This is a genomic window from Gelidibacter gilvus, assembly GCF_004115975.1.
GTDB classification, from domain to species: Bacteria; Bacteroidota; Bacteroidia; order Flavobacteriales; family Flavobacteriaceae; genus Gelidibacter; species Gelidibacter gilvus.
This window is the reverse complement of record NZ_SDDZ01000002.1, coordinates 607,024-620,360: the sequence shown is the minus strand read 5'-3', so window position 1 is coordinate 620,360 and position 13,337 is coordinate 607,024. Positions and strand designations below refer to the sequence as shown.

At 34.3% G+C, this 13,337-nt stretch carries 6 protein-coding genes; 4 read left to right on the top strand and 2 right to left on the bottom strand.

Annotated features, from left to right (window positions below; translation table 11 throughout):
* Nucleotides 1-132: 132 nt before the first annotated feature.
* Nucleotides 133-1,110: an AAA family ATPase gene (locus ESZ48_RS06530; RefSeq protein ID WP_129016514.1), complete on the top strand. Its 978-nt coding sequence runs from the start codon at nt 133-135 to the stop codon at nt 1,108-1,110.
* On the top strand, nt 1,103-2,206 hold the full coding sequence (locus tag ESZ48_RS06525) for a hypothetical protein (RefSeq protein WP_129016513.1): 1,104 nt from the start codon (nt 1,103-1,105) through the stop codon (nt 2,204-2,206). The genes ESZ48_RS06530 and ESZ48_RS06525 overlap by 8 nt, the downstream gene beginning before the upstream one ends.
* Nucleotides 2,207-2,684: 478 nt before the next feature.
* Here the strand turns inward: ESZ48_RS06525 and ESZ48_RS06520 are convergent, their stop codons facing one another.
* Together ESZ48_RS06520 and ESZ48_RS06515 are read right to left on the bottom strand one after the other, a co-directional pair.
* Nucleotides 2,685-2,903 (bottom strand): hypothetical protein, encoded by a 219-nt coding sequence (locus ESZ48_RS06520; RefSeq protein WP_129016512.1) that lies wholly within the window; start codon nt 2,901-2,903, stop codon nt 2,685-2,687.
* Between the two features lie 598 nt (nt 2,904-3,501).
* Entirely contained in the window at nt 3,502-7,341 is a 3,840-nt protein-coding gene (locus ESZ48_RS06515) for a T9SS type B sorting domain-containing protein (RefSeq protein WP_129016511.1), read from the bottom strand.
* A 1,818-nt stretch (nt 7,342-9,159) separates the two neighbouring features.
* On the opposite strand from ESZ48_RS06515, the gene ESZ48_RS06510 reads away from it, so the two are divergent.
* Together ESZ48_RS06510 and ESZ48_RS06505 are read left to right on the top strand one after the other, a co-directional pair.
* Nucleotides 9,160-9,909 (top strand): hypothetical protein, encoded by a 750-nt coding sequence (locus tag ESZ48_RS06510; protein ID WP_129016510.1) that lies wholly within the window; start codon nt 9,160-9,162, stop codon nt 9,907-9,909.
* A 1,066-nt stretch (nt 9,910-10,975) separates the two neighbouring features.
* A complete protein-coding gene (locus ESZ48_RS06505; protein WP_129016509.1) occupies nt 10,976-13,324 on the top strand; it encodes a type I restriction-modification system subunit M in 2,349 nt (782 codons plus the stop codon).
* Nucleotides 13,325-13,337 lie beyond the last annotated feature (13 nt).

Below are 13,337 nucleotides of genomic sequence, written 5' to 3'. Positions count from 1 at the left end.
TGGTATAATACAAAAAGAATCCATTCAAGCTTGGATTATTTAACACCACTTGAAATGGAACTTAAATTAAAACACATTATCAAAAATGCGGCCTAAAAAATTAGTCCCATTTTTATTAGGTAGTCCAAATTTATATATAACAATGAAATAAAGTTAAGCGATCCATTTTTAATTGACAGGATAAATACCATAAGTGAGTGTTTAGATAAAATAATTGAACATTCTGAATGGGAGGTTGTAACAGAAAAGATTCAAAATTATGACTTCCTCGATTTTAGCGAAAGAGAATATGAGGTATTTTCTCTTTTTAGTTTTTTAAAAATATCAATTGATGATACTATTAAAAAAGAACTAATTATTAAAATTATAGACCTTACCAACAAACTAACAAATCATAGGTTAAATTTCCATTATGAATTTTATCATAAGATGAGTTCAGGGCAACAGAATTTAGTAAACTTCTTTTCTCGTCTTTTATGGGCTAAACAAGATATCGATTTAAGAGAAACTATTGATGGGGCTACTATTAGTGAGAGAATAATTTTATTTATTGATGAAGGCGAAATAACTTTTCATCCTGAATGGCAAAGAAGGTATTTCAAAGAAGCAATAGAATTCATTGAAAAGCTATTTACCAAAAGAAAAGTACAATTATTGATAACGACGCATAGTCCTTTTGTGTTGTCAGATTTACCCAAACAAAATGTCGTCTTTTTAGAGAAAGATAATGAAGGAAATGCGGTAAAATCAAGTTTAGAAAACGAAAATACTTTTGGTGCTAACATCCATGATTTATTATCTAATAGTTTTTTTATGGATTCTACGATAGGTGAATTTGCTTCTGATAAGATTAAAGAAATAGTAAATTTCTATTATGAAGTAGTAGATGGTAAATCTGAAAAATCAATTAAGTATTTAAATGAAGAATATTTATCGAAAAGGGAGAAGTTTCATTTTATTATTGATAGTGTAGGAGATGATGTTATAAAAGGGATTTTAGAGAATCATATTGAATTTATAGAGAATAATCTATTAGGAAAAAGTTACAGGCAAAGTAGAATAGCCAAATTGGAAAAAGAACTAATGCAATTAAGAAGAAATAATGATTAAAATTCCTTACCCAAGAAACAAAAAGGAAAAAGAAACTTTTGAGAACAGTTATTTAAATTCTCTAAAGAAAGATATAAATGTTAACTATATAAATGGGCATCTTAATAAGATTCAATTTCTTGGTACGCCATTGAATTTCGATAGACTTATAATCTCTTCTTTCACGGAGCTTATTCAACTTTCAAAAAGTATTGATGCCTATCTTATGAGTTTAAGTTTTTTAAGAAGGAGAAACTTCAAGAAGAAGTTTAACTATAAGGAAAATCAGCCCTACATTTCTACTTTTTATATGCATCAAACCAATATTAAAATTTCAAGTTGTTTTTATTGTAATATAGATTTTATTAATTCTTTTAAAGATATTTCTGATTACAAAGATGAAATTGATTTCGTTAATTCAGCTAGTATAGGAGAAATTAAAATAATTAATGGGATCGCCGACAAAACTGCTGAAAAAATTATTGAGGAAAGGAAACAAGGTAGAATAAAAAATGTTTTAGATTTAAAAATACCTCTAAAAATTAAAAAACGAATTTTAAAATTTGATTTCAAGAATACTCATAACCATTTTACATTAGACCATGTATTGCCACAATCTAAATACCCATACCTATCACTTTGTTTATATAATTTAGTGCCATCTTGTTATTCTTGTAATTCCAAATTTAAAAAAGCAATCGATTTTAGTATAAATGATGATTTGAAATATATAATTCCAACTTCACAGGATTTTTCATTAACTAATGATTTTATGTTTGAAATATTTTATTCAAAAAATTTAAAGGACATCAGCTCTGATTCAGATTTTATTCTCAAACAAAAAATATATAAAAACGAAGCTCTTATTAATGAATACTTAAAGATATTCAAAATAAATGGACGTTTTGTTTTTCATAAGGATAAGGTGTTAAAACTCATTCAATTGAAAATTAATTACCCAGATTCAAAAATAAAAGAAATATCTCGATTAACTGGTAAAAGTGAATTGTCAATAAAAATGGATTTATTTGGAAAAGAGCCTTTTGAAGTAGTTGTGAGCAATGAACCATTTTCTAAACTTAAACGAGATATTGCAATGAATCTAAAAATTAATTAGTACTTATCTTTTATTTGAAGCTGCATTGAAAGTGTAAACTGTATTCTCTCTTTGACACAACCCCAACTTTGACTTTCTAACCAATTGCGCTTGCCAATTTTAAAACTTCAGTTCTGGTATGTGACATTTCATCAGAAGCCCAAAGCATGAATTAAGTCTGCTGGGACTGATTGTATTTTTTTTCGTTATTTAATGTTAATCGGAGCAAGAGTATTATCTTTAACAGTTATAGTTAAGAAATAAAAGGTTTTCTAACTCTCAATCTTAGAAATTTTAGTTTTAAATCAATGAATTTATATTCCAATTTTCTATTGTTGTCTTTTGATTGAATTAATATAACACTTTTTGTACTCCATTTGTACCCCACATCATCTGTGAACCCTTGTAAACCCTGCAATTTAAAATACTGCATCGGCAAATAACTTGATGTTTTAACCCTCTCTTTCTAAAAACTGTGATAGACTTTGATGCCTTCCAATTAATCCTTTTTCTTAAAGGGTGATTTCTTTATATTCCCAGATTCTCCATACCCAGCTGGATCATTAGATTCCGGCACTTTTTTAGGATCATCCTTGGTTGGTTTTTTAGAGGCATCTTTTTTTGAACTTTGCGAATCCGAATGGTCTTGTCTCTTAATATTCTGCTCGTCTTTAATTTTAGGATCGAGCATTGGCGTTGTTTTATCTTCTTTTTTCATGATGGTGATTTAAATTTTAATGAAAGTTAATCAAAAAATAAAAGTTTTTGGAACCTTGGATCATAAAATATTCTGTGACCATATATAATCTAATAAATGTAGATTAGAAATCGTACAAAACAGATATAATAAGTGACATATCTTATTGACATGATTAAAGTATGAAACTTCTGGAAAAGAGAGTATTTTGGCTAAATATCTACTATGATTTCCAAACTCCATTTAAAAAAACCAAAAAGCTCAATCATTTTAGTTTTAAATACGCCATTGTAAGCAAGGAATTGCCCTTTTTTTTTAAATCTTCCTATATTCAACGATTATTGCAAAAATTAACGGTCTATAATTGCCCTAACGGTTATAGTCGATAAATAAACTAAATGTATTCTTAACCTATTATGGCTAACCGTCGCTATACAACTAGTGAGATTCAAGAGAAAGTCGCAACTGTTGCGTGAGAATGACCCTGCGCAATGCATATCAAAACTTTTGAAAAAGAAAAAAAAATAGACTACGCCAATTTGGACGGCCTTCTCAGGCAGCTTTTATGTTGATTATCATCAATAGATAAGTGTTTGTAATTTAACAGTTTTCTATGAAATCACCTTTTTAAAGTAAAGTGATTCATAAACTCTCTACCATCATCCAACAATACTTTAAACCAATAATCATCAGTTGGTAACATTTTACCATTAAAAGTTCCGTCCCACCCTTTTGAACTAGGACTTAGCTGTTTTAATAATTTACCATAGCGGTCATAAATAAAAATTTTAGCTTGAACCTGACTATTAGCACCATCTATTTGCCAATAATCATGAATACCGTCTCCATTTGGCGTAAAATATTTTGGAAACCCTATAACTGAAATATCAATAGAACTTGTACCACAACCCTTTTTATCTCTAACATATATTGTGTGTTCTCCAGAACTTACATTACTAAATGAAGGTTCGTCTTGATACAGTGAAAACTCATAATCTAAAGCAAACTCATAATCACCCTGTCCCAAATTCTTTTTATCAATAGTAATTGTATTGTTATTTGATACATCAACAATTGTAATATCATCTATTGTAATGGTTGCTAATTCTGAAGCATTAACAAAAACATTTCTAGTTCTGGAACAGGCTGTACCATTTGTTTTAGTTAATGTAATTGAATATAATCCTGGAGTAGATACCGTTAACGTTGGTTCAATAGAAAGCAATGATCCATCTTCCGATAACCATTCATATCTATATACTTCTGATATATCACTCTCTTGTGGATCTAAGAGCACTGTAAATGTGGGATCGGAAGAACAAATTATTTGCAGTGGTTCTATTGAGAACTCTGGTAGTGGGTTTACTATAAAATCAATTTCTGTGGTATCTGTACACGCTGGGTTTTCTGGGTTTACAACTTCCACGCTAATAGTTTGGGTTGTAGAATTGAATGGATTGGGTAATGGGCTTGATAGTTCTGTTCCTATACTGTCATAATAATGTATTACCATACCTGTTTGACCATTCAATATTGTACTTTCTATTAATGTGGTGTCAAACTCATGCAATCCATCTGCATCATCTATGCCATCATCACAAGAAAATTGATTAGCTACAGGGTTAGCAATTGGTTGCGCATCTACAATAAACTCTAATAAAGTTTCAGCATAACAACTACCGTCAACAACATTATTATTAGTCACCCTAATAGTTATTGTTTGGGATGTTGTTAAAAATGGGTTTGGTAATGGACTTGGTAGTAGGTTATTATTCTCATCATTATAAGTTACTGTAACATTTGATAAAGATTGTCCATTAAGTAAAGTTGATTCTACTAAAGATACATCAAAAGGGAATTCCCCGTCTCGGTTATCATCACATTGTCTTTCTATGGTTACTGGGTGAGCTATTGGTTGTGATTCTACATATAAATTAATATGTGCTCCTAACCCTAAGCAATCATTATCTACCTTACTATCTACTCTTACATAAATTTGTTGCGTATTAGGGTAACCTACATTACTGTAATTTGAAATATCATCAATCTTATTCTCTTCTGCTAAGGCATTAGCTTCATTTCTATAATAATTGATACTCACTTGTTGTCCTATTGGAAACATTCCTTCAATTTCATTATTTACACTACTAAAATCAAATTGTGAAACACCATCTGTATCACCATCACACACATAAAATTCTCTTATAAATGTATTTGGAATTTGAGTTGTAGTTACTATTAAATTAACTCGCGAAGTTCTAAAACACCCATTATTATTTTCCACTCTTGCCCAAACAATATCTGAACTTGGAGTTTGATTAGAATATGTTGTAGAATTTATAATAGGGTTATTATTGTTTTCAGCATCTGCTTCAGATTCATAAAAAGCAACTATTTCATTAGCTGCATTTGATGTTATTTTATTTATGACTTCATTTAAATTGAATGCACTGAAAAACCCATCTAAATCTTCATCACATTGTTTTAATTCTACTACTGGAGTTACGCTTGGTAGTTCTATAGTTTCAATAATAAACGATGTTGTTGTTTTACATTGATTAGCATAACTTACTCCTTCTACATAAATAGTTTGTGGAGTTTGTGTGTTAACAAAACGACTTGGTGAAACTATTGGTAGAGACATAGCTGCATCAGTAAAATAATTATAATGCACTTCTGAAGCTACCCCGTTTAATAATAGATATTGCTCTTGCACTGTGAGATCAAATTCAGTAATACCATCTGAATCTGATCCTGACTTAGAATCATCACACTGTATTAAACTTGAAAGGTTAATATTAGTTTCTAATTGTGGTGTTTTAAAAATACCAACATTAAACTCTGTAACATCTGTACACTCTGAGTTTTGTTTATTATAAACTTCTGCAATAATTTCTTGAGTATAAAAACTTAAAGCATTTGTATAAGCTTCTGGCTGGTCAATTTTAATTCCATTAGTATAATTTGCCATTCCCTCATAGTAGTTTACACCAAAAATGTCAGGATCTAAACCATTTAAGACATGAACGCTCTGACTTTTAAGATCAAAAGTAATATCTCCTAACAGATCACACATTAAAATATCGTGAGGCTTTGTGGCTATAGGCTGCTGGTAAATAGTTAGTGTTGTAGTTTTTATTGCTGTATTACCACCCACAGTTGCAGTAACACTAATTTCATACATTCCTGGATTAATAAAAACATGTGTAGGCTCAAAATCGGTTGAAGTATTATTACTACCTGAAGCTGGGTCACCAAAATCCCAAACTACTGAATTGACTGCATCATTTAAAAAAAATTCTGTGGCATCTCCATAGCACACGTTGGTATAACCGATATCCTTTTCTAAAGAAAAATAAGATTGGATAAATGGAGGAAGTCCATACCTAGAATCTCTCTCTTCAAGATATATTGCCTCGGTTTTATAATTAGACTCTAACCCAATATTATTTGGGTTATTTATTGCATCTAGATAGGGTCTTCCCAGTATAGCAACATAGATCTTGCCATCTGTAGCCAATTGTAACGCACCATAACTAGACTCTAAATCAGCTATTTTTATTTCAGAAGCAATTATATCTTGTTCACTTCCTGCTTTTAGATTAAATTGATATACCCCATAACTCTTAGTTACATAAAGAAGCTCTCCATTTGGAGAAAACTCTATACCATAAAAATCCTCTATAACGTCATTTAAGGTTATAGCCTGAGAAACAATTCCCGTCTCACTATTAAAATCAAATACCTGAATATCTTGCATTACCCTAGCTACGGCAAGTTTCTCCCCAGAAGGTGAAATTTTAATTGCTCCAGCAGCATAATGAGAATAATTAATAACATCAATAATCGATGAACCTACCGGACTTATTATTGGTGAAGTGCTAACTCCAGTGCTAGATATTTCATATGAAATAAATTCATTATTACCAAACTTATGACTTACAACCCAATAGTTATTGGACTTAGGGTTTTTAATTGCGGTTATCTTTTCTGTAACTGGAGTAAATAATTGGATGTTTTTAATTGACGTTATTCCTCCTAAACCCCCATCCAAATCCATATTTACCTCAGAATAATTTAATCCATGTTCTGCACCTTGAAAATCAACCGTAAAAATATAATAGATATTTAGAGAATTGGGTTTAGGAACAATTATTGCCGAATGGGTACTGCTATCATTTCCTAATAATCCAGTACCGTTAAACATTACTTTATGGTCTTTATTCCACACCAATATACCATTGGTATAAAATAATAAGTTCCCGAACCCATCAGATATTGTTGCACAACCTTCATCAGTAAATATTTGTCCATCTGTCAATGCAACTGGAGCTCCACTATTAAAATCTAGGCCAGCACCATGGCCAAAATACCAAATATTAGCTTCCCTTTGAGCAAATATTGCTAAAGTACTTAAAACAAAAAAGAATAAAAGAAATGGCTCTTTAAGTTTATTCATTTAAGAATATTATTATTTAATTTGAAAGCAATATATAATTTAATGTAGATTTTTTTACTAAAATATGTCTGTTCTCGTTAAAGTACACCTTTTACAATATAGAGTTTACTGAATTTCATTCCTTTTATAGGATAAAGAAGGAATAGGGTCCATTTTTTTAAAATGACATCTACTAAAAAAAAATAGTAAGTGTCAATTTATAAGACATACGGCTAATTTTTTTGTTTTTACTAAAAAGGGATCTATACTTTGGACGAAACTATTGGGAAGGAAACATTTTTCACGCGTAATAGGTTTGTGTTTAAAAATTTAATAAGGTGCCCTAACAAAGCACTGTAGTAAAAAACAAGTATCAATTGATTAATTTGTCACCAGATTGCTTTTATAGGTATCATCATATTCCACTCCAGATTTAGCGATGGCAAAGGTTTGCTTGGATCATAACATATGTACTGACTAGGTATTATTTTAAAAATGACTCTTTGATCACTGAACAAAATGAATAAGGGCAAGAGCTGAATGAATTGACCTATAAAATGTATCGGATTAGGCGGTTTTGTTCCTTGCTAAAAAGATGTTAATCAATCGTGTCATTATTCTTGATCTGTATTTTTATGTTCTTTCTTCTGAATAAATACTCACACCCGTCTTAAAAACCATTTTAAACACCTCTAAAGTCCAGACTGGTTTTTATTGATATGATCAAATCCGCTTACATTATAAGGTGACATAGGGCCTTGAAGATTCCATGACCTTGCGTTAATATAGACTTACAGGGAGAGGGTTTATAGATGATGAGGTGTGTTGTAAATTTGAGGAGGACTCAGTCGTCGTAGCGTTAAAGCAGTTCTTATTTGCTGTCTTCTTTCTTAAGAATCATCATGGGTGCTAAGAATTAATGCTCAGCACGTTCTTAAAATAATGATCGCCGCCGCCTTCCTAGGTTTAATTAAATTGAGGACAGATCAGATTGTAGAAAGGAGGATGATAAAATTCTTAAGGGGGATCTCCGTTGTAAAGATTAATAAGCAAAATTCTATAAACTCTTATAGTATAAGCAGTTGAATTTTCATTATCGGGAATCAGTTGGCTGTTTTTATTGCGAAGTGCTTGAATTCTACGAATGTTGGTTAATCCAAAGGTTTGCAGAACGTATGTTCCTAATTGTCAGTAGGCGTTATTGGTTAACACCCTGAGGTCAATTCAGGATGGTTTACCTTGTTTTGATGGAAATTGCCATTATCTAATAGCATTGATACCGCTCTCTTGGTTTAATGTTCCACGTTATATTGTCGGTATAAGCACGCTATAACTACGTTATAACCATGCTATAACCATACTATAACCTCGCTGTATTTTGTATTAAATTATTGTGTATATTGGCGGGTAAAGTGTTGGGAGGGAAGGAATTAGGAATGAGGGATTAGGGATTAGGGATTAGGGATTAGGAATGAGGAATGAGGAAGGAGGAAGGAGGAATGAGGAAGCAGGATTGTCGATTGTTGATTGAGGATTGAGGATTGTTGATCGTGGAATTAGGAATTTGGAAGGAGGATTGATAATTGAGGATGGTTGACCCGCCCCGAACGTTCCTTTTCGGTACGGGCAAGTTGTGGACCCGCCCCGAACGTTCCTTTTCGGTACGGGCAAGTTGTTGACCCGCCCCGAACGTTCCTTTTCGGTACGGGCAAGTTGTGGACCCACCCCGAACGTTCCTTTTCGGTAGGGGCAAGTTGAGAGAACTGATGACTGATGACTGGTGACTGAATTCTGAAGACTGACTGAGAATGGTCATTTTAATTAAAAATAGTTGATATTATGGCAAAACAAAAAGGGATTATTCCGTTGGTAGGGACGATTGAGGGTATTAATTTTTATTATTTGTATGGGAAACCTGTGGCGCGGAAAGCTGGGGGTGGTTTTAATGGGAGCGCTATTAAAACAAAAAAAAGCATGCAAAGGGTTCGTGAGAATGGGAGTGAATTTGGGGATTGCTCGCGGGTGAATAAGATGTATCGGCAGGCGTTACGACCGTTTTATAACAACCATAAGTTTACGTTCTTTCATAGCAGGTTGATGACTTTATTTACTGGTTTGAAGGCGCTGGATACCGAGAATCTGCGTGGGGAACGTCTTGTTGGTAAAGGGGTGGCGACCGATGTTGGAAAACAGATGCTACGGAATTTTAATTATACGCCGGATTGTGTGATTGGGCAGGTGCTTCCTTTTGAATTTAACATTGATTGGACAACTTATACTTTGCAGTTTTCGAAATTTTCTATGGATCGGGTTTCTTTTATTTCGGGCGCGACGCATGTGGCCTTACAATTTGGGGTTTTGGACTTTAATTTTGAGACTATGGATTATCAACTACACATGGCTGCTCCTCTGATGCTGCCCAAAGACTTTGCGGGAACGCACTTGAGTATGATGCCTTCAACTTTACCTTCGGGATTGGGGATTCAACTGGCGGTATTAGGGATTCGCTATTTTCAGGAGGTGGATGGGGAGATGTATTTGTTGCATGCGCAGAATGGGGTGGGGATTGGGGTGGTTGCTGTTGTTTAGTGGGTATAGGGGTAGAGGGATGGAGGGCATGAGAATGTATTGAGGTTTGTTGACCCGCCTCGAACGTTCCTTTTCGGTTCGGGCAAGTTGTTGACCCGCCCCGAACGTTCCTTTTCGGTACGGGCAAGTTGGGAATAAGGGATTTGAACATCCCTAACTTGTGTTGACCGCTTTTTATTGGTTTATTGTCAAAATGAGATGGGTTTTTATTTCCTTTTAATTTCAATTGCCTGTTTTTATCCCTCCTTGGTCATGTTTATTATAGAACACTGATCTGCCCGTCCGTTCAGGTGGTGATGCTCATCCATTTGAGTTTCAATGATTTATTTTGGCTTTTTGTTTCCACCAGTGGGTTTTAAAACCCCGAGGCTTGCCTCGATCGAAAAGACAATTACTTAGTCTTACTTCAACGGCTATCTCGAGGTTCTTGATTTAATACTATGAACCTCAGTCACCGCTCGTGTGAGCGCATTATATTATCCGTTCTAGGACAGGCGCAAAGAAGGGAATTGTGTTTGTTTCTCGTTATAATTTGGATGTTTCAACACTATTTTCATAACAGCGTCCATTTGCATTTAGTGATATGGAATTGAGTTTTATCAAATGGACCTATTTTTAGTGAGCCAACAGGTAATTTGGTTTGAGTTTAAAATACCCTATTGGATGTAAGAAATCACCGTTATTTATAAATAATCTTCCTATATTGAACCACTTAATAAAAAAAATTACCGGTCTATAATTGCCCTAACGGTTATAGGTTGTGGAAAAACTAAATTGTATAACCAACAAATTATGATTCAAACAATTACAGCACTAGTGACATAAGGGAAGAACTACCCGATTCAGCAGGCAACTCTGTTGATCCTCTATTTTTTAAAAGTAACATGTTATGTCCATTTTTGGTAACTATATGGCTTAATTCTTAAAGAAGATTCAGATTACCAGGTGCTATAAACCAACCGACTCCTTTCATGTTTCCTGATAAGATTTTCAGCTTATCGCATCCATCAACCAGCGAATAAGAATTGTGCTATATTTGAAAACCTACAATAAAATTTAATAATAAATGAATCACTCCTCACATAATAAATTAGTATCCTTCATTTGGTCGATAGCCGACGATTGCTTGCGCGATGTATATGTACGCGGAAAATATAGAGACGTCATTTTACCAATGGTGGTCCTTCGCCGTTTGGACGCCTTATTAGAACCTACCAAAGATACCGTTCTTGAAGAACTCGCATTTCAACGCGATGAAGCAGGTTTTACCGAATGGGATGAAAACGGACTGCGTGAAGCCTCAGGCTATGTGTTTTATAATACCAGCAAATGGACTTTGCAATTGCTTCATAATACCGCCACCAATAGCCAGCAGATTTTACTCGCCAATTTTGAGGAATATCTCAATGGCTTTAGCGGAAACGTAAAAGAGATTATCGATAAATTCAAACTACGCAGTCAAGTACGCCATATGGCGACCAAAGATGTGTTGTTGGATGTGTTGGAAAAATTCACATCACCATATATCAACCTAACCCCTTTTGAAAAAGAAGATCCAGAAGGACGTAAGCTCCCAGCACTTACCAATTTAGGAATGGGGTACGTTTTTGAAGAATTAATAAGAAAGTTTAACGAAGAAAATAACGAAGAAGCCGGAGAGCATTTTACGCCACGTGAAGTAATTGAGCTCATGACGCACATCATTTTTGATCCTATCAAATATAATCTGCCTCCTGTAATGACCATATACGATCCTGCCTGTGGGAGTGGAGGAATGCTAACGGAGGCGCAGAATTTTGTAAAAGACGAAGACGGACTTATCAAAGCGTTGGGCGATGTCTATCTCTATGGAAAGGAAATAAACGACGAAACCTATGCCATCTGTAAAAGTGATATGATGATTAAGGGCAACGACCCTGAAAACATTCGTTTGGGCTCTACTTTGTCCACAGATGAATTTGCAGGTACTACCTTTGACTTTATGCTGTCCAATCCGCCATACGGGAAATCTTGGAGCAGTGAACAGAAATATATCAAGGATGGGAAAGATGTTATCGATCCCCGTTTTAAAGTGGTGCTTTCCGATTATTGGGGTGTTGAAGAAGAAGTTGACGCCACGCCACGATCCTCAGATGGGCAATTGCTGTTCCTGATGGAAATGGTCAGCAAGATGAAATCGCTATCTCAAAGTGCCAGCGGTAGTCGGATTGCTTCGGTACATAACGGTAGTAGTTTGTTTACAGGCGATGCTGGTGGAGGCGAAAGTAATATTCGCCGTTATATCATTGAAAATGACCTGTTGGAAGCCATTGTGCAAATGCCCAACAACCTGTTTTATAATACAGGAATTACCACCTATATCTGGATTTTAAGCAATAACAAAACAGCAAACCGACAAGGAAAAGTGCAACTCATTGACGCTGGTCAATTATTTAGAAAACTGCGCAAAAACTTAGGAAATAAAAACTGCGAGTTCGCCCCTGAACATATTGATGAAATCTTAGAGGTTTACACCGAAATGAAGGCTGTAGAAAGCGAAGGTGACAATTCCATTGCCGCCCAAGTTTTTGACAATGAAGATTTCGGATACTATAAAGTTACCATTGAACGCCCAAAACGCCTTAAAGCGCAATTCACTGCAGAGCGGATAGAAAGCCTGAGATACGACCGTGTTTTGCAAGAACCGATGCAATATGCTTACGAAACCTTTGGCGAAAGTGTTTATAAGGATATCAGCACACATAGCAAAGCCATTTTGGAATGGTGCGAGCAAAACGATCTCAATCTATCAGCAGCCAATAAAAAGAAGCTGACCAAAAAAGAGACCTGGAAAAAGCACCAGCACTTATTGAACCTTGCCAAAAAAATGGAAGTTCACTTTGGCGATACCGTATTTACTGATTTTAATGCTTTTGAAAAAGAAGTCAATGACATCATTAAATCCGAAAAACTGGACGCTTCCGCTTCCGATAAAAAAGCGGTGCTCAATGCCGTAAGCTGGTATGACGCCGAAGCCGAAAAAGTCATCAAGAAAAAAGAAAAATTGACCGGCGATAAACTGCAAAGCCTGTTACAGCACTTGGGCTGTAAAGAAGAAAATTTAGCTGATTACGGTTATTTTCCGACCAATAAAAAAGGAGAATTCATCACCTACGAAACCGAAAGCGATCTGCGCGATACCGAAAATGTGCCTTTAAAAGAGAATATCCATAATTACTTCCTAAAAGAAGTAAAACCACACGTAGAAGAGGCGTGGATCAATCTGGATAGCACCAAAATAGGTTATGAAATTAGTTTCAATAAATATTTTTACAAGCATACCCCTTTGCGAAGCATAGAAGAGGTTACCCAAGATATTCTTGAATTAGAAAAGCAAAGCGATGGATTGATTACAGAAATTTTACAATTAACGTAGATACGCGATTTAT